Below are 18,442 nucleotides of genomic sequence, written 5' to 3' on the forward strand. Positions count from 1 at the left end.
TATACCGTCCGTCCAATAACGCGGGTTCGACTGGTCACTCCTCGAATCCTGGACCGACGGTGAATGAGTCCGGTGCGCAGGTCAGTTGGTTGTGTTGGCACCACTGGCAGTGCTCGCCAGCAGTATACCGGCTGAACGAGAACTCAGCAATGCGGTTCATTGACTCTGTCACGTCGTCCCTGACTCCTTCTAGGTCGCCATTGCTGAACGTTCGGGATTCGACCTTCGGCCCTATCTCCCCGACATAGGCGTATCCCGCACGTGCTACAGGCTCATCGTACAGGTCACGACACGCTAACAGGTAGATCGGGAGTTGCTTATCGTCCTCCAAGTCGCGGTGACGTTCGGTGGCCTTGTAGTCGATGACGAGGAGCTCATCGTCCGGGGTCCGGTAGACGGCGTCGATGTAGCCGACGAGTTCGTGCCCGGCGATGTCCAGTGCGAACTCCCGCTCCGCGTCGATGATCTCGTAACTGGGAAGATCTAACTCGAAGTGTCGGTCAATACACTGCTTTGCCGCCGGGAGCGCGTCCTCGGAACGGCGCTGGCTGGCGAGCCGGTCACAAATCTCGTACCAGCTCTCACGGTCGCTCACACCTTGATTCGCGGCTTGCTCTGCAGTGTCGTGGAACAGCAACCCGATTTCACGCTGAGACACGCCATCCCCGGACCCGTTCGTGGCCGCTATCTCCTGATAATCGGGGAACGCGTTGACCACGTAGTCCAGGTAGTGACTCCGCGGGCACTCCTCGTAGGTCGCCAGCGACGTGTAGCTGTGCGACAGCGACGGCGACGGTGTCGACGGGCCGGTTAGCGACGTAACTTGGAGTGTCTCCCGCTCGACTCTCGGAGAGAGATCTCCGTTGAGAGTGGCTGTTGCGAGGTCTATCACGCGGTCACGCGCTGCCTCAACCGCGAGTTCTTCTCCATCGTGATTGACAGTACCACCAACGTGCCCGACAGTCTCGCTTGCCAGCGTGTTAGTCCAGTCTACCGCGTCATCCGGGAGACACTCCTGCACGTCGGTCCAGAGCGGGAGCTGCCCTCGCTCAGGCTGCCACGGGGTTCGGGATGGGAGAATCTCGTCAACAATCTCTGAAACCGGGTGCACGTCCGCAGCATCGTCGTCCTCGCTGCCGCCCTGAAGCACGAGGACGTCTTCGGCGCGCGTGATGCCGACGTGGAACACGCGGCGAGTCTCACGGGCGTCACGCTCGACGAAGTCCTCGGCAAACGCAGCCTCTGGGCCATCCGAGAGGCCGGTTTCGAGCGCGTCGTAGGTGCGTGAACTCGGTACCCACTCGTCGGCCGTGACTTGCGGGATGAGGACGACCGGGAAGTCTAGGCCCTTGCTTTTGTGGATGGTCATCACGTTGACCGCGTCGTCGGCGATGTCCGGCTGACTCGTCGGGGAAGAGCCGCTCTCATCGAACAGGGAGTCATAGTGTTCGAGCGAGTCGATGAACTCCGGCGTGAGCGGTGGTTGGACAGCACTATCCCCGTACTGTTCGATGACATCCTCCAGCTGGGCGAGGTCCCGGCGCTCCTGCTCGCTGAGATACCACTCGATATTCGTGAGGTCTGTAAGTTCGCGGTACATGTGGCTGAGCGACGCCGAATTTCGGAGGTTGAGGAGTTCAGTGACGTGCTCGCGGGCCTCTGCGACGCGGTCGGGTTCCTCGAACTCGTCGAGCGGCGTTTCGCGCAGTGTGTCTACGAGCGGGTCGTCGCCTGCATTGAGCGTGCGGAGGTCTGCGTCGCACAGACGGTACCGCATCAGGAGGACGCGGTTCCAGCTCACCTCGTCGTCCGGCCGCGCGAGTGCCTTCAGGTAGGCAGTCACGGTGCCGACGCCGACTGATTCCGTGGCCAGATCGCCAGCAACTTGGTACGGGATGCCGGCGTCTTCGAATTCCTCGATGACAGGTGTCGCGTGGTCGTTTTTCCGGACAAGTAACGCGATGTCGCCCGGATCGTACGCCTCATCGAGGCTCGCTGCTGCACCGCTCAATAAATTCTGCACGACGGTTCGAAGTTGGATAGCGCCGTCCGCATCGTCCTCGTCCGGCAGTTCGACGGTAGCGACAGTGTCCCCGTCGTACGCAGGTTCGTCGACTCGTTTCAGTGTCTTGTGTCGTTCGCGGTGATCGAGCTTCTGTATCGCCTCGTTTGCCAGGTCGAGAATCGGCTGTCGGGAGCGGAAGTTCTCCTCCAACGGCTCATCTTCGAGCGCGGCGAACGCGCGGTCGAGTTCGTCGGTGATGTTGGCGACGTGTGCGCCACGCCACTCGTAGATCGCCTGATCGTCGTCACCGACGACGAACAGGTTGTCGTCGGTGACGAGTGACGTGACGAGGTCGAACTGGAGGCGGTCGGTATCCTGGAACTCGTCGCAGAACACGTAGTCCCACCGGTCAGCGATTTCCTCGCCAACCGGCGACTCCATCAGTGCAGCCGTCTCAACGACGAGACCGTCGAAGTCGATGAGATTCCGCTCGTCGAGCTCACGCTCGTACGCGGCGTACCCCGCAGTCAGGTCACGGGCAGTGAGACAGTCCGAGAGGAACGAGTCGAGATGGTCCGTGAGTTCGAGGTCGAGATTATCCGGAATCCCTTTCGGCGCACCGCTCGCGTACCCACCGAACAGGTACTTCGGGAGCTTGTACGCGTTGTCCGGTAACTCTTGGTCGCCTACCTCATGGGCTTCGAACGCTGCTTCCAGCGCATCGCAAAGATCCACAAGTCGGTCGAGGAAGTCGCGTACGCTGGCCTCCATTCCGTCCGTCCCGAGCGCGTCGCGTTCAGCGACGAGGTCCGCACGCGCGTTTGGGAGCGAGTTCAGTACGCTCGACACGGACCGGCCGCCCAGATGGTCGCTGGCAATAGCCTCGACGCGCTCCGAGAGGTCAGCGAGTTCGTAGACTCGGTCAGCAGGGCCGAGGAAGGCGTCGATGTCGCCGGGCGTGATGCCGCTGCGCTTCATCGACCCGATGAAGTTGAGCAGCTTCGACGCGGCCCCCGACGCGTACCCGTCGCTCCCGTACACGTTGGGTTTCACAGACCGGTACTCGATATCGTCCAGAACGTCCAGCACGATGGCGTACTTCTCGGCATCCGTGGCGACTTCGAAGTCCGGATCGATTCCGGCTTCGTAGGCGTAGTCGGTGAGGATCTCGTTACAGATCGAGTGGTACGTGTATGCGTCGATGTCGTACCCGGCTGTGCCGAGTTTCGCGTTGAGTTTCTCCCGCATCGAGTCCGCAGCGTTGTTCGTGAACGTCAACGCGAGAATCCGGTCCGGGGACACGTCCTCCTCGTCGATGAGGTGCTCGATCTTCCGCACCATCGTGAACGTCTTCCCGGTCCCAGCCCCGGCGAGCACACGCATCGGGTACGCGTCGGAGTCGATAATCGCCCGCTGCTGGGGTTCCGGGGACACATCTTCTTCCGGGACCGGGAACCACGACGGATACTCAGGCTCTTCGCTCATCGCCGCACCTCCATCGACAGTCGGTCAGCACACATCCCTCGATAGTCACAATCCGGGCACGCCTCCTCGTTGAGGAGATCGAACGGTTCTGGCTCGTGAGTTCCGTTCGTGATGCCGTCGTGTGCGGCGCGAATGAGCCCCCAAATTGTCTCGTAGTGGTCTTCGTAGATCTCCGTAGTTTCCCGTGGCCACCCGCGCGCAGACACGTTGTATCCAGTGGGAGTGCTCTCGAACGACGTTTTGTTGAGGAGGCCGTAGAAACTGAACCGGACCTCCATTCCGTCCTCGTAGAACGGTTCGTTCTTCACGCCCTCGATGTACGTCGCCGTCTGGAACGCGTTCCGCACACGCTTCGGCTCGTGGGCCTCCCCGTCGAGGTGGTCGCCGAGGTACTCGGCTGTCCCGTCGGAGAGCATCCCGTGTGTTTTCCGCTTGTAGTCGAAGATGTGGAGCCCGTCGTCCGTCCGGATGACGTTGTCTGCTTTCCCGTGGAGCCCTCGCCCATCTACTTCGCATTCTACCCAGCATTCGGTTGTGATGGAGCGGCGTGCGTGTTCGATGCCGACGCCGCCGTCAGGATCGAAGAACGACTCGATGGCAGCCCGGTTCTCAGCACGCTGGTACTCTTGATGCGCAGCAGATTCGTAATCATCCGAGGTGCTGTGTTCGTCCCACTTCGCATCGAAAATCCGCAGCGCCCGGTCGTGAATCACCTCTGGTGGATCGTCGCGGCCGGTCGCCTCACACACGTCCTCGATAGTCTCGTGGTAAATCGTTCCTTGGTTGAGATACAGTTCTGTACGGTCCGGCGCGTTCACGTCCTGTACGTATCGATAATCGTACAGCCGCGGGCACGTCGCATAGTTCGCCAGCCGCGACGGTGAGAGCGACTCCTGGCTCATCGTCGCACCTCCCCGTTAGCGAACTCGACACGCGCACGCAACGCCTTCCGGAGTTCCTCGCCACGCGCCCCGCTCTTATCGAGCAGGTCCTGAATCTCGCCGAGTTCCACTTCCACCTCGTCGAGCGACACCGTCACGTCCTGACTGTTCGCGCGACGAACCGCGGCGAGCGCGTCGTCAACCCGCGACAACAGGAAGTCCTCCGCCGCTTGCTCGCTCGTGATGTGTGGCTCGTCGGCTTCGGTGACCCACGGCAGGCGGTCGTACGCGTCTGTGAGAAACCGCGACGCCTGCGCACGCTCTTCCAACGCGGTGTCCTCGAACTCGTACAGACAACAGTACAGGTGCTCGTCCGCTGCGCCAGCTCCAATCGCCAGGCGTCGCCGCGCGTGTTCCGTGTGGTACCGCGCGAACGGCCGACTCGACGCCGTAGACGTCGTCGGGAACGTCGCATCCACGTCCGGCTCGTCGAGGTCCGTAACACCAGGGTAGTCCGGCATCGACGCGACCCGTTCAGTGGGGAACAACCGCGTCAGGAACGGATCACCCGGGTACTCGCTATCGACGAGGTTCACGAGAAACACCGCGCGGAACGACTCGTTCTTGATCGCCTGCAGGTGGTCCACGCGGACACCGCCGTCAAGATCCGTCGCACTCGTCTGATTCTGTTGCGGTGCGTACTCGTGGGCCCGTTCGAGCATCTCCTCGAAGGACTCCCACGTCGCATCCACGAACTCGGTCTCTTCGAGGAACTCGGCCATCCGGAACGCCCGCCGGACGTTCCCGAACTGCGCCCGTGCGTCCAGCGGCGTCGCGCGCTCCGCGATCCGCTCTTTCAACCCTGCGTCTGTCGCCAACCAGCGAATCCCATCTTCGAGGTTGTCAATCTCGCGGACTCGGTCTAAGCGCTCCGTATCGAGGTCTGGGCCGTGGTCGGGTACCCCGTCCTCGTCGTCGGCAGCAAGATGCCGAACGACAGCGAGGAGTTCCCGAATCGCGGGGTCGTCTCCGAAACCAGTGACTGTTGTCGATTCCGTCGGGATTCCAGTGCGCTCGAACGCCTCGATGACGTCCGTAACCGTACTCCCACTTTGCTTCGTGGCGACAGCGATGTCGTCGTAGTTCCAGTCCAGCTGCGCGACGAGTTCTTCAATCTCGTTGGTGATTTCGGCGAGTTGTTCGTCACTGGAGTCCGTAGCGAGGACGGACACCGACCCTGTTTCCGGGTCTTCCGGGGCCGTCTCGTCGGCGAAGTACGCTGCAGTTGCAGCCGGGCGTGTCGACGGCGTCTCTGACGCGCCGTGTTGGGACTCGCTGAACGAGACGTAGTCCGTGACAGGCCCTGTCTCGACCCACGTGCGGCGCACACTCGCGTTCTCTTCGGCGATACAGACGAGGTCACAGTCCCCTACGAGCGCGTCGAGATACGCGCGGTCGAGCGGAAAGAACTCCTCAAACTCGACCACGAGCACCGCCTCGAAATCGACGACATCGCCGCGGGCATCGCCGGTGAGGACATCGAGCGCTTCCGAGATGAGTTGCCCACGTTCCATGTGGCCGTGCTCGGCCAGCCACTCGTGGAACGCGTCGAGCGCAGCCGTGAGGTCACGAAGTTCCGGGGTTTCGTCCGGCGTGACCGTCTGCCAGGATATCGTACTCATTACGGCGTCCACGTCCTCGATGAACGACGGCTGTTCAGACGCCCGTTGAAGATACTCTGTTTCCCACTCGTAGTCTTCGAGAAATCGGTGGAGGAGTTCTCGCCGCAGCGCGTCGGAGAGAATGACGCGGTCATCGGTCTGGTTGAGGACATCGGTCGCGTGCACCACGAGCGAGGTCACGTACGGCGTCGCCGCACCCGGCAGTTCCTCACCTAAGGTCTCCCGGAACGTGTCTGCGCTCGTCGGCGCACCCGTGACGACGAGCACATCCTCAGAATCGTGCTCGTCGAGGAGCGTTCGGTATTCGTTCCGCGCTGTCCTCTCGACGTTTTCGCCCCCGAAGGGTGCCGTGACTAACGTCCCGTTGTAGTCGCGTCTCACAGTGTGACTACTCATCAATGTCTGTCTCCGTTTCGACAGGGATTTCGACAACTGGGTCCGGATCTGCGACGCCGTCCACACCTGCCTTCGAGAAGGCGTCGATATCGACCTGGATAGATCGTGTAACGCTCACATCGTGCTCGACTTGCGCATCAAGTAGGCGGAAGGGATTTGCAATTGTTCGGATGTATGGGTCCGGATTGGTTGTCTTCGAAAGGTGACCAATTACATACAGGTAGTAGAGTGGGGTGTCTCGCTGCTGTACCCATTCATTGCGAGCGGTTGTCCATTCATTCCATGACACGGAGGGTTTGCGACGACGACACGTGGCAGCCTTTAATTCAATCAGACGATCTGCCTCACCCGTCTCCGGGTTCACAGTCAATAGATCGAAACCCGGGAAATGCTCCGGAATACCGGCGTTCTCCTCCAGTTGCTGTAGCGCCGTCGCAGCATTCCCTTGTCGTGCCTCCTCGACGAGATGCCGCTCGTCCACTCGGAATACGTACTCCTGTGGATTCGAACAATCGTAGTCTCGTCGTAACCGCGTGGCTTCCCAGGCTTCGGCAAGCGCCACCCCGAGGTCCTCAACATCGTACGTAGACTGATCGCGGGTTCGGCTACTGGATGCCGTTTCCGTTAGGACGCGTTCGTCCTTGCCCGACACGACGTCATCTATCTCGTCGAGGTCACTGGTCTCCTCATCCTCGCTGTCCGTCGTCGGGGTCGGTTCGACCGAGATCGTTTCGTTCCCGACACGGAGTTCGGCCGCGTCGTATAACCGCGTTGTCGATGACTGCTCTGTGGAAGGCTCCGGATCGTCGTCTCCGGTTGCGTCAGCGGAGGTAGACTCCGTGTCTTCCTCAAGCCCGCCTGCGTCCTCGTTCACCTCATCACTTGTCGAGTGATTCATTGGGGAGGGAGTTCCAAACTGGCGGCGTTCAGTTTCCTCATCATTGTGTAGACGTTGTCGTTTGTGCGCTAATGCGTGTGATCCAGCAGGTGCGTTCGCATACTGGAGATATCGGCGACGCTCTTCCGTCGACGACGCCGACAGGAGCGCATCGATTCCTTCGAACTGGGTGACATCAAGATACGCACATAACGCGCGGGCAACGAGCTGCCATTGTTCGCGTTCGTGCTCCCGATAGGCTATATACGGGTAGCGCTCTTCGACAGAGCCTCGATATTGTGATTGCAAATAGAACGGAGTTGTCGTCGTTTCCTCAAGCACTTCGTCTGCGTCAATCGGATTCAGGGTGTACGTCACCTCAATCTCATCTACGACCGTGACGCGATCCAGGAAGGCTTCCATCCGCGTAAGATCTTGATCGATGAGGCGTTGTGAGGGACGTTCAGCTTCAAGCCGGCAGAGAATTGCCGGAGCACACTCGGAAACGTGTTCGACTAACGTCGTCGTCCGCCCGGCACGCTCATCAATAGGCTCACCATCGACCGTAATGACGGCGGTAAAGTCCGTTAACCCGAAGTATTCGCCGATTCGTGCCGCGCGCTGCTCTTCAAGCACAAAAAACGGTAGCTGATCGAAGGGATAGTCCGCGCGAACACTCGGCGACCGTGCGAAATACACAGTTCCAGCAGCCCGGAACTCGAATGAATCACCGACCCGACACAACAGCTCCGTATCCTCTAGTTCCTGCCGGGCGTCTGTCCACGGACTCTCGTCGGGTACGTCCTCATCAACAGGTGGGGCTAAATCCTGTATCTGCCGGTAAACCGGCTGAATATCTCGTAAGGAGTCTGCGATATCAACATCTCCTGACGTACACACGTCAACGACGCCGTCACAAACAGTTCGCGCGTCCTTCGGAGTGAAGGTCTCCGCCGACAAGTGCTGGCGAATACCGAGTTCTTCTAGGAACGGTTGTGCCTCGTAGACTGCAGGATCATGATCCCGTCGCAGAATCGGGAGAAGTGATTGACCGCCTAGCTCGAAAGGGTTCGCTTGTGCACCCGGTGGATCCCAGGCATTAGCCGGCGTCACGGTACCCCGCGTACTCGGGCACCAGCGACTCGTCTGAAGCTGCCAGAGCCACAGATTCGTGCCAACCTCACGGAATTCACCATCGGATTGCGAGCTTGAATTCCGCCCGCCGAAGCCACTTACACTATGCGTGGCCAGCGTGGCTTCCCGATATTCGTTAAATATCGGGTCCCACCACTCGATCAAATGATTCAACACTGCCTCACCGACCGGCGTCTGCGTCGTCTCGTCTCGTGCCGCCTGCCGAAGTTCCGGCCAGTACTCGAAACCGTTCACTGCGTATATCGAATCGTACTTTTGCCGGCCAGCGTCCATCTCGTCAAGCGCGGCTTCGAGATGCGTTTGATAGCGATCCCACTCATCCTCATCAAGCTCTCCGAGTACTGACGCGCCATTCTGTGGTCGAGCAACGCCGCCTTCCGCGACTGTCTCCGAGAACTGACGCTGTTCGTCTGGCGCGAAAAACGATTGTAACCGCAAATGCGGCGACACGCCGAGCCACTGGAGGAACTCTTTCCACGCGTCCGAGTTCAGGCCCTCGTCCCACTCAAACCCCGCCGCAGCTAACCGGTTTTCTAACTCGTCCGGACCAACGAGCAACGGTGCATCGATATCCGCGGCCTCGAAGACCCCTTGTACGCTGCTGGATTCTAATTCCGCGGCCCATTCCTTGCCAAAGTACACGCGATACGCGGGACACAATCCGTAGTTCTGTGTTGGGACACGAACCTGGCAGAGCCGATAGAGCGGCTGACTCTCATATCGATCCTGAAGCGGCAGCGGCGCATCAGGCGTTGCTGTTTCCCGGCCTAACTCCTCAAGTACACCCAACAACCGAATCTCCAGTTCGGCGTTCCGCTCTGTAGGTTCAGTTTCGGTTACACGTGGTGTGACCGTCGTACGGACTAACTCCTCGAACTGGAAGGAATCCGGTCGCCACACCTGCTTGATTACATTCTGTCGTTGCTGTACTGCCTGCGGCAACGCCTGATTGCCGAGCCGACCACGCGGCCGATACACGTACTCCAACACGAACTCCACGCTCGGGATCTCCACTGGAAGCTCACTGTCCTCCGGTGGGATGTATAGCTCAGTTTCAGCCGCACAGACCCGTGTTACCGTTCCGCCATCCGTTGAGACTGAAACCGGAACGAGTGGATGGTTTCGCGCGTTCACTCTGAACCGCTCTTGTTCGTCGTCATCAAGCTGCAGCCAAACCGCTGTAAGTAACTCGACGACTGGATCCGTCGCCGTTCGTTGCGGGCCTGGTGGGTACCGGTCGATATCTCTCCACGTCTCCGGTAACTGTGGAATTAACTCTGGAAGGTGAACGACCGATAATTCAGTCGCACCAAGCGTATGCAGCACCGCCGGCACGTGATTGTGCTCCTTGCTTAATAACGAGGCTGCCGGGAAATACCCGTATACATCTCCGTCAGCGACATCCACCGGTGAGCCATCCCAGTGCGCAACGAAATCTACGAGCGCCTCACGCGCCTGCGCAAGGTGCGACGGAAGTAGAATATCCTCTGGAGCCACATACACTGATTCACTGTCTCTTCCTGCTAAGGGAACACACGATACCTCGGCAAACTCCGCTTGAATCGCACGAATAAGCTCATCTCGGAAGGTATGCTCCTCCCGCGTTGCAGGATCAGCCCATGCTGTGAAATCAATACATGATAACAACTCAGACGCCGTCGTCGCTGTATTACGCGCCACGGCCGCAGCATCCGACGCAAGGATATTCGCAGCTTCACGAATCAAGAACCGGTTATAGTCCATCTCCCGATTCGTCAGCTCAATCGCCGTCCGCGACAAGTTCGAATCGAATGCCCCGTTGATCAACACTGGTACGGGCGAGCGTTCCTCCGTCGGTAAGAACACATGCGCATACGGGTCTCCTGCAACTGGCCGCAGGTGTAACCCGTCCTCACGTCGCTCTGCGCGCAACGCAACACTCACCTGTGTCTCTGTGACCTCCCCCCACGTATTGTTCGAAATCCCCGCTGTATGCTCCCCCAGCGGTAACTCATTCCGTGCGAACCGAAGATACGTCCGGTTATCTGTCTGTTCAGCCGTCCGTTGGATCTTCACCAGATCAACAGTCGAATTCACTGCGTCAATCGCTGTTTCATGCCGGGCCACATCCCACGCCGTCGCCGACCCATCGATAGCGATCTCTAACCGCCCGAGGTTCTGCAAGAACAGCACTGTTTGGGCATCTAGATCTTCGAGTGACTGTCGAACACTCGTGACAGCGTCCGTCCGTAGCGGGAAATAAAACACAGTTTCATACTCACCTGTCAGCAGGGTCTCCACACGCTCCGGGTACTGATCCGGTGCGAACGGCAACCGCATCAGCGGAATCCCTGGAAGATCATCCATCGACCACTCGTCTACCTCCGCGATTACCTCACTGATGCACTCACGTGACCGTTCCCGGTCGAACATAAACGAAACATCTGTCGAGAACACGTACGGCTGCTCCGTAATCTCAAGTACTGCACTGAATCCTCGACCCTTATGCCCGATAGTTGCTTTCCGCTCGGCGTCACGCTTTGTCGTATCCCCAATCGCAGTCAATGCCCGCGTATCGTCCGCATCAACCGGCATCCCAGAATTCGCAACAATCAGATACGGGTCATCCCCAGTCTGTAACTCGAACCGAGCTGTGCGTGGATTCTCCCCGTCTACCTTGCCTACCGCATCGTCAGCGTTCTGAATCAGCTCATACGCGAACCGGCCATAGTAATTCTCCTCGTTCTCACCCTCATCAGTATAATGGGATAAAATATCGTTCGGCATCTCACGATAGGTATTTAGTCGAGACTCACGCAAATCCCGCACACAGGTCGCTTCCGATTCCCCGGAAACCTTCATACGGCTCTCCTGACATCCGGCCAAATAAAAGCTAGCCCGTACGACTCCTCGTCCGGTTCACGGGGAGATCAGTTTAATGAACATTGGTTGATAACGTCCCTAGTAATGGCAGCTACACTTACTGAACCTGCCGTTCTCGCTGCCGCAAAAGATACCCCCTACCCTGACCTCAACACGAGCCCCGACCACTACGCTGTCACGGAAACTCAGTTCACGAAATCCTCTTGGGGTGGATGGGACATTCCTGATGAACTGCGCCGACGCCTCGCGCCGTACAACACCATTCGACTCACGGACGGGGAACCTGATCTCCTCGGCATCGGGATGCCTGCTCTCGAAGTCCTGAATGCCGACGCCGCAAGAACGCCGGTCACGGTAATCGAAGCGAAAGGCCACAACAGCGACCCGAGTGCCGCCGATGTCCGAACTGGAATCAACCAGGCGCACGGCCACTTGTCCGAAGTCAACATCGGGTACGTCGTCGCCCCCATCCAAAGCATCACCGACCAGGCACGTGCACTGGCCAGAGAACTCAACATCGACGTCATCGGCGTCAAAAGCCCGCACGACGCAACGCTCATCGAACCTGCTCGCGTCACCGGCGTCGGCGACTTCTCCACCACTATCGACGCAATCCGGTTCCAAGCCACGACGCACCGACTCACCGAAGGCAGTTTCCCAGTCAATCATCCGAAGAACTACCTCGGCTACGCACTCGCCCTCGCCGCAGATGGCGACACCCCTGACGTTTATTCCGAGCACGTAATCAACAGCGTATCCGGTGGCCGCCGCGGCGCAATCCTCCTCGGTCTCGTCGACAATCGACCGGACGGGAAGACACTCACGCACCTCGGTGCAGAAGTCGTCCGCTTTGCCCGCACCCAACACGGAACGGTCGATGCTGCACTCGACGAATTCGCCTCGTGGAAAGGCCGATCCACACCGTTCACCGACCTCGCCCCCCGCTGGGCGCAACTCGCCCGCTCAGTCGCCATCCAGTACGACCCAACGCAACTCATCATCGAAGCACTCGAACGCCTCCACCAACGCGGCAGCAAACCCGCAACCATCGACGCCGTCGACGGCTTCCAGCCACCGAACGAACACTCGCAGGGTGTCCATCTGCGTCTTCTCGCTGACCTTGTTCAGGTCGCCGTCTTCACGCCGCCAGAGTCGGTACTCGTGGAGTTGCCGGCCCGTGAGGGTGTTGAGGTTCTCGATGTCCTTCTCGTGACACCAGCGTACGAAGTGCTGGAGCCGGTAGTTCTTCCCTTTGAGTGAGGCCTCGGCCAGTTCGTTCTGCTTGTCTTTGAGGTACAATTCGAGCGCGGTCTCGGGATCGATCGGTTCGAGATCCATAGTTGGTCGTTTCGAGTCAAGCGAATCCCACGAACACCGGTTACCCACTATCCCGAACCAACTTCTACAGCGCCTGAGGCGGCCAAAATGAAGGGTAGTCACGTCCAATGACCAGGGCCTGCAGCGCCCATCGCCGAATTTTCGTTCGTAATCGCACGACAACGTCGGGATAATCGTCGTGATCAGTCCGGTCGTTCGGCGTCGTCCCTTGCGACGTTGCCCCGGTACTCCTCTGCCTGTAGCACACTCTCGACGGCGCGCGTGTACGCCGCTTCTCGCCACGTTCGCGTCGCCTCCGACGCCGTCTTGATCGCCCGAAAATCGGCGACTGCTTCCCGGAGCTGTGTCGCCAATTTCTCACGCACCCGTTCCTCCGCCCGGGTCGATTACTGGAACATCGTTCGGGTCTGGGTCGATTCGCCCCCCTGCTGTTGTTGCATCTGTTGGAGTTGCCGAGCTATCTGTTGTTTTTGCTTCCGGATCTTCTCGGCCTGTTCTTTGAGTTCGCTCGTGTCGACGTCGAACGATGAAATTACTGATCGGGGGACGGGTCCTGTGAGAACCCGCTGCGACGGGGGACGGATTACTCGTCCGGCTCGAATTCACGGGACTGGCTCTCGATCACGGCAGCGACATCGTCCAGCATTTCGCCGGCAGTCGCGACGACATCGTCGAGCGTGGCGATTCCGACGAGCCTGCCATCGTCGTCGACGACTGGAATCCGCCGAACCCGACCTTCGGCCATCGTCGCAGGGAGGTCGACTGCCGTGGCATCTTCGTGAATTGTCACCGGATCCGGCGTCATGATATCCTCGGCAGTCAGCTCGGATAGGTCATCGTATCGGGCCACGGCGAGGGCGATGTCGCGGTCGGTGACGATACCGACCGGCTTGTCGTCCTCGGCGATCACGAGGTCGCCGAGTTCCTCGTCCAGCATCGTCCGAGCGAGGTCTTTGACTGACGCGTCCGTACTGGCCGTTACGACATCGACCGCGAGATTCTTGATTGGCATAGTACACGCAGAAAGTTATTTTTCAGTTACAAATAGCCAGTCTGCTTCTATCAGTAGATGGGAATCTTGAGTCATGAAGAAGCCGAACCGAACAACGATTGTGACGTGATATGAATTCGCTTCGATCGCTCCTAACGCGGAGTCGACCGGGGAAACTCGGGTTACTGGAGGTCATCGCGATGGGCGTCGGTGGGATGGTCTCGGGCGGAATCTACGCCGTGCTCGGCGTCGCGATGGCACAGGCCGGGAACGCCGTCCCGATATCGTATCTCATCGCGGGCATCATCACGCTGCTGACCGCCTACTCCTATCTCAAACTCACTCTCCACTTTGGCGAGCACGGTGGCGTCTTCTCCTTCGTCGAGCACGTCGTCAACAGTCCGACGGTGGCTGCGTACGTCGGGTGGGTACTTGTTGTCGGCTACGTCGGCGTGATGGCGATGTACGCGTTTGCGTTCGGTGCATACACTCTCACGGCCGCCCGGGCAGTCTTCGGAATCGCGCTCCCACAGTATCTTCGTCCGATTATGTCTATCCTGATCGTCGCTGGCTTCGTCGGGCTCAACCTGAAGGGCGTCCGCGAAACGGGTCTCTTCGAGGACATCGCGGTGTACATCAAGATCGCGATTTTGCTCTCCCTCGCAGTCCTAGGGATCGTCTTCTACGACGGGAGCGTGACGGCTATCGACTTCTTCAGCGAGGGGGTCGTCACCCCGATCACCGGGTTTGCGATCATCTTCGTCTCCTACGAGGGGTTTCAGCTGCTGGTGTATGACTACGAGGACATCGAGAACGTAGAGCGAGTGTTACCGGTCGGGATGTACGTCGCCATCGCCATCGCGATCCTGATCTACGTCTCGGTCTCGTTCATGGCGATGCTTCACCTGACGCCCGAGCAGCTCGTGGCTCACGAGGAAGTGGCACTCGCCGAAGCGGTCTCTCATATCCCGGTTCTGGGTGCCGCCGGGTTCGTCCTCGTTATTCTCTCGGCGATGAAGAGCACCTCCTCGGGGATCAACGCAACCCTCTTCGGAACGGCGCGGCTCGTCCACAAGCTCTCGACGGAGGGGGCACTTCCTCGGGCTTTTTCGTTCCGAAATAGGGAGGGAATTCCCGTGTATGCGCTTCTCGTCATGGGCGGGCTCACAGCCGCGTTCGCCGCCCTCGGCTCGCTCAAGCAGATTACCGAGTTTGGCTCTGTCGCATTCCTTCTCTCGTTCGCCGTCACGAACTACACGAACCTCCGGCTCGGCGACGTGACAGGGTCGAACCGGCTCGTTCCCGCGCTCGGCCTCGTTGGAACGGGCGTCGCGATCCCGATCGTCCTCTATCACCTCTATCTCACCGACGTCGGAATCCTACTCTGGATCCTCGGCATTTTCGTCTCGATCTTTCTGCTCGAATTCCTCTATCTGGAGCGGAGTCCTTTCGACCCCGATGTCGAAAGCGATGGCTGATCGGTCTAGAGCCGACTCGTCGACCGATCTGGGAGCCCAGAACGTCTCGATCGAGTCGAAGGAACCGATGACCTCTACTACGACACGGTCGTTCTGACCGAGGAGATCGGCCCCAGAAACGTCGATGACGAGGGGTACGTCCGCCAGGAACCGGAGCTCGTTCGTCGGATGGTGTCCGAGATGGAGATCTACTGAGTCATACTGTTTATTGTAAGTCATTACCGGTGGTTCGCCGGACTGTTTCGGCGAACCACCGGTACACAGTTACAATAATCCGTATCAGTCGATGGGACTGTAGTCCGACGGTGGCGGACGAATCCGCGGATCAGGACGGCGATTCGAGATACGCCATCGCCTCTTCGTCGGAGACCTGATCGAATCGCTCGTAGAACTGTCCGACCCCCATGAAGTTGCTCGGCGTCTCGAGACAGATCACCTCGTCGGCCAACTCCCGTAACTCGCGAACGGTGTCGGGCGGTCCAACGGGGACTGCCAGCACGATGCGATCGGCGTCGGTCTGCCGGAGCATCTCGAGGCACGCTCTGACGGTCGAGCCCGTGGCCACGCCGTCGTCGACGACGGCGACGGTCTTGCCGTCCAGGTCGGGCTCGGAGCGTTCGCCCCGGTAGCGCTCGGCTTTCTGACGCGCGTTCTCGGCTTCCTTCTCCCGCTCCTGTTCGAAGTATTCCTCATCGGATCCCGTCCCACGAAACGCCCTTTCATTGCGCCAGACGCTCCCGTCGCTGGCGACGGCACCGATGGCATACTCCGGGTTGCCTGGCGCGCCGATCTTCGACGCGACGACGATATCGAGCGGAACGTCGAGCATGTCGGCAACGGCTCGTCCGAGCGGAAGGCCACCTCGCGGGATCGCGAGCACGATATCCACGTCGATCTCTCGCTCGCGGAGTACTTTTCCGAGTTGCTCGCCAGCCTCAGTCCGGTCCGTGAATCGGGACGCGTTTGGCATGCGTTCTCGATAAAACGAGATGCCACAGCCGCCTGTAACATGTGATTATTCTCACAAAATCGGAATGCCCGTGGAAATAATACCCACGGCAGGTGTCGGGCTCACTATGTCCCAGCCGACCGAGAATCTCGCACGTATTCCGGTCGAAGATGTCGAACTCGAGGGAATGCTCGATATTCCGGACGGGGCGGAGGGACTGGTGGTCTTCGCCCACGGGAGCGGATCGAGTCGGAAGAGCCCGCGCAACAACTTCGTGGCGGCGGTCATCCGCGAACGCGGGCTCGGAACCCTCCTGTTCGACCTCCTGACCGAAGAAGAGGACCAGATCCGAGAGAATCGGTTCGACATCCCGTTGCTGACGGATCGGCTCGTTGCCGTCACCGAGTGGCTGAATACGCGTGATGCTACTCGTGATCTGAACGTGGGCTATTTCGGATCTAGCACGGGTGCGGCGTCCGCCCTCCGAGCAACGGCTCGGCTGGAAGACGAGATCGATGCAGTCGTCTCGCGTGGAGGACGCGTCGATATGGCATCGGAGGTTCTCGACGAAATCACAGTGCCGACGCTGTTTATCGTCGGCGGCGCGGACACGCAGGTGCTCGAACTCAACCGCGAGGCCTACGACCAGCTCGCCTGCGAGAAGGAATTACACGTCGTCGAGGGCGCTGGGCATCTCTTCGAGGGCGAGGGTGAGCTCGAAGAAGTCGCGGACGTAGCGGCCGACTGGTTCGCCGAGTCGCTACGGTGAACGCGAACCGCCTCGGAGGTAAACTCCGGGGCGTGCGACTCGGCTGCCCGTCGTCGTATGCTCAGAGTGTCCACCCAGTGGATCAGACACACCGACATTCCAAGGTATTGGGAAAAATATACCATATCAAGAGCACTGCGGGATCCAGAGGCACACATGGACAAGAACGTGGGCGGAATCGATCGAACTGGCCGCATCGTCGTGGGCATCGTGATAGCGATAGCGGGTATAGCCGCACTTACCGGCTACTGGACTGCTGGAGCGGTGATCGGAGGGGTCGCTCTCGTTATCGGAGCGATCCTCCTCGTGACCGGAACGACACAAAAGTGTCCCATCAACGAGGCCGCAGGCATCGACACGACCGAGTGATCGACGCTCAGTAGCCAGAACCCGACGCGCCGCACCGATCGGAAAGAATCGGGCCACTCGGAGGAAAGAGCCGTCCCGACCGAGCCGCTGGTCAGCCGCCAGCGGGGACGTTCGGGACGCCGTCCTGCTCCGTCACGCCGACAGCGCCTCGTCCAGTCGCGTCTCGAGGTTCAGAAGTTCCTCGCGCAGTTCCGCGGCCGTCTCGTCGTCCTCCAGCTCCTCGATTCGTTCCGCGAGCCCTTGCAGTCTGGCGTACTTCTCGTCCTCTTCGACCTCGGTTTTCTGGACGTAGACCTGTTCCTCGACGTCGTACACCTCGTCTTCCTCGAGATCGGTCGCGGTCAAGACGATGTCGAGTTTGTCGGGATCGATCCCGAGCACCCATTCACGGGGAATGTCGTGCTCGTTCAGAGCGTCGAAAATCGTCTCGTCGCCCTTCGGTCGTCGGCGTTCGCGTGTCGTCCGGCGGACCGTACCGAACCGGCCGTGTAACTCCTGATCCGGACCGAGGCGGCTCAGAAGCGCCTCTCGAGCCGTCTGTCGGAGGCGATCGGCCTCGTGTTGCACGTCCGAGAGAAGGACGTACAGATCGGTTAGTGTGTCCGTCTCGAGTGTCTCGGGAGCGACGGGGTCCGACGTATCGAGCAAGTCTGCCAGTAGGAGCGCATCATCGTGGAGGCGCTCCGGCCGAGTGCGTGCTTCCGCCGGCGAACGGAGATACGGACTTCCCCCGCCCGTCTCGGGATCGGGGACGTAGGCGATTGCGTCGTCCTCGACGCCGAAGTCGGCCAGCAGCGTCAAGACCGTCGTGTACGGTTCGACACCGGGTGGGAGTTCGGACACTGCGAGTCGACGTTCCTCTAAGCGATCGGCAAGAACCGCGAACTGCTCGCGCCAGAGAAAACGCTTCTCGCCGCTATCGTCGAAGCGAATCTGGAGGTGGTTGGCCGTGATCTCCCTGACTCGAAACGGTCGGTTCGAGAGCGGCGTCACCAGTTCGGTTCCTGGCTCTAGGGCTGCACACCGTTCTTGGACGGCGTTCCAAAGTTCTTCGTGTTCGGTGATCTCCATACTAGATGTGCGGTTTTGAGGTAAAAAAACGTGTACCTGAAGTGGGAAGCGCTGTTTTTCCACTGTCCAGATCGATTCGGTCGCTCATCACGAGTGGCGTCGTCGAACCGTCGTCCCCTTTTTCGTACAATGGG

General features: G+C 59.7%; 12 protein-coding genes. 4 read left to right on the forward strand and 8 right to left on the reverse strand.

The window, feature by feature from the left end:
- Positions 1-34 precede the first annotated feature (34 nt).
- Genes DU502_RS09585 through DU502_RS09600 form a run of 4 tightly spaced genes read right to left on the reverse strand, consistent with a single transcriptional unit; the run spans position 35 to position 11,322 of the window.
- Positions 35-3,490, reverse strand: coding sequence for an ATP-dependent helicase (locus DU502_RS09585; RefSeq protein ID WP_121919153.1), 3,456 nt, complete (start codon positions 3,488-3,490; stop codon positions 35-37).
- Entirely contained in the window at positions 3,487-4,392 is a 906-nt protein-coding gene (locus DU502_RS09590) for a RecB family exonuclease (RefSeq protein ID WP_121919154.1), read from the reverse strand. Before DU502_RS09590 ends, DU502_RS09585 begins: the two co-directional genes overlap by 4 nt.
- Positions 4,389-6,449, reverse strand: coding sequence for a PD-(D/E)XK nuclease family protein (locus DU502_RS09595; protein ID WP_121919155.1), 2,061 nt, complete (start codon positions 6,447-6,449; stop codon positions 4,389-4,391). Before DU502_RS09595 ends, DU502_RS09590 begins: the two co-directional genes overlap by 4 nt.
- Complete coding sequence (locus DU502_RS09600) at positions 6,442-11,322, reverse strand: sacsin N-terminal ATP-binding-like domain-containing protein (protein WP_121919156.1); 4,881 nt, start codon at positions 11,320-11,322, stop codon at positions 6,442-6,444. Before DU502_RS09600 ends, DU502_RS09595 begins: the two co-directional genes overlap by 8 nt.
- Positions 11,323-11,427: 105 nt before the next feature.
- Between DU502_RS09600 and DU502_RS09605 the strand changes: the two genes are divergently transcribed.
- On the forward strand, positions 11,428-12,603 hold the full coding sequence (locus tag DU502_RS09605; protein WP_241966757.1) for a hypothetical protein: 1,176 nt from the start codon (positions 11,428-11,430) through the stop codon (positions 12,601-12,603).
- A gap of 260 nt (positions 12,604-12,863) precedes the next feature.
- Here DU502_RS09605 and DU502_RS09610 read toward each other — a convergent pair whose 3' ends face one another.
- The gene (locus DU502_RS09610; protein WP_121919157.1) at positions 12,864-13,046 is read right to left on the reverse strand and encodes a hypothetical protein; all 183 of its coding nucleotides are present in this window, start codon (positions 13,044-13,046) and stop codon (positions 12,864-12,866) included.
- 218 nt (positions 13,047-13,264) lie between these two features.
- Entirely contained in the window at positions 13,265-13,693 is a 429-nt protein-coding gene (locus tag DU502_RS09620; RefSeq protein WP_121919158.1) for a CBS domain-containing protein, read from the reverse strand.
- 110 nt (positions 13,694-13,803) lie between these two features.
- Here DU502_RS09620 and DU502_RS09625 point away from each other — a divergent pair, with 110 nt between their 5' ends.
- Positions 13,804-15,150 carry an APC family permease gene (locus tag DU502_RS09625; RefSeq protein ID WP_121919159.1) on the forward strand — a complete coding sequence of 449 codons (1,347 nt, stop codon included), beginning with the start codon at positions 13,804-13,806 and terminating at the stop codon, positions 15,148-15,150.
- A gap of 325 nt (positions 15,151-15,475) precedes the next feature.
- Here DU502_RS09625 and DU502_RS09630 read toward each other — a convergent pair whose 3' ends face one another.
- Positions 15,476-16,120 (reverse strand): phosphoribosyltransferase, encoded by a 645-nt coding sequence (locus tag DU502_RS09630; protein WP_121919160.1) that lies wholly within the window; start codon positions 16,118-16,120, stop codon positions 15,476-15,478.
- A 106-nt stretch (positions 16,121-16,226) separates the two neighbouring features.
- Between DU502_RS09630 and DU502_RS09635 the strand changes: the two genes are divergently transcribed.
- Together DU502_RS09635 and DU502_RS09640 are read left to right on the forward strand one after the other, a co-directional pair.
- Positions 16,227-16,868, forward strand: coding sequence for a dienelactone hydrolase family protein (locus DU502_RS09635; protein WP_121919161.1), 642 nt, complete (start codon positions 16,227-16,229; stop codon positions 16,866-16,868).
- 57 nt (positions 16,869-16,925) lie between these two features.
- The gene (locus DU502_RS09640) at positions 16,926-17,237 is read left to right on the forward strand and encodes a YgaP family membrane protein (RefSeq protein ID WP_241966758.1); all 312 of its coding nucleotides are present in this window, start codon (positions 16,926-16,928) and stop codon (positions 17,235-17,237) included.
- Positions 17,238-17,369: 132 nt separating this feature from the next.
- Here DU502_RS09640 and DU502_RS09645 read toward each other — a convergent pair whose 3' ends face one another.
- Positions 17,370-18,308 carry a hypothetical protein gene (locus DU502_RS09645; RefSeq protein WP_121919163.1) on the reverse strand — a complete coding sequence of 313 codons (939 nt, stop codon included), beginning with the start codon at positions 18,306-18,308 and terminating at the stop codon, positions 17,370-17,372.
- Between the last annotated feature and the right edge of the window lie 134 nt (positions 18,309-18,442).

The sequence above is a fragment of the Haloplanus aerogenes genome (assembly GCF_003856835.1).
GTDB lineage: Archaea > Halobacteriota > Halobacteria > Halobacteriales > Haloferacaceae > Haloplanus > Haloplanus aerogenes.

Coding starts and splice junctions, on each gene's coding strand:
- DU502_RS09635 (WP_121919161.1), top strand. CDS start 16,227: ATGTCCCAGCCGACCGAGAATCTCGCACGTATTCCGGTCGAAGATGTC.
- DU502_RS09640 (WP_241966758.1), top strand. CDS start 16,926: ATGCTCAGAGTGTCCACCCAGTGGATCAGACACACCGACATTCCAAGG.
- DU502_RS09590 (WP_121919154.1), bottom strand. CDS start 4,392: ATGAGCCAGGAGTCGCTCTCACCGTCGCGGCTGGCGAACTATGCGACG.
- DU502_RS09620 (WP_121919158.1), bottom strand. CDS start 13,693: ATGCCAATCAAGAATCTCGCGGTCGATGTCGTAACGGCCAGTACGGAC.
- DU502_RS09645 (WP_121919163.1), bottom strand. CDS start 18,308: ATGGAGATCACCGAACACGAAGAACTTTGGAACGCCGTCCAAGAACGG.
- DU502_RS09595 (WP_121919155.1), bottom strand. CDS start 6,449: ATGAGTAGTCACACTGTGAGACGCGACTACAACGGGACGTTAGTCACG.
- DU502_RS09625 (WP_121919159.1), top strand. CDS start 13,804: ATGAATTCGCTTCGATCGCTCCTAACGCGGAGTCGACCGGGGAAACTC.
- DU502_RS09600 (WP_121919156.1), bottom strand. CDS start 11,322: ATGAAGGTTTCCGGGGAATCGGAAGCGACCTGTGTGCGGGATTTGCGT.
- DU502_RS09630 (WP_121919160.1), bottom strand. CDS start 16,120: ATGCCAAACGCGTCCCGATTCACGGACCGGACTGAGGCTGGCGAGCAA.
- DU502_RS09605 (WP_241966757.1), top strand. CDS start 11,428: ATGGCAGCTACACTTACTGAACCTGCCGTTCTCGCTGCCGCAAAAGAT.
- DU502_RS09585 (WP_121919153.1), bottom strand. CDS start 3,490: ATGAGCGAAGAGCCTGAGTATCCGTCGTGGTTCCCGGTCCCGGAAGAA.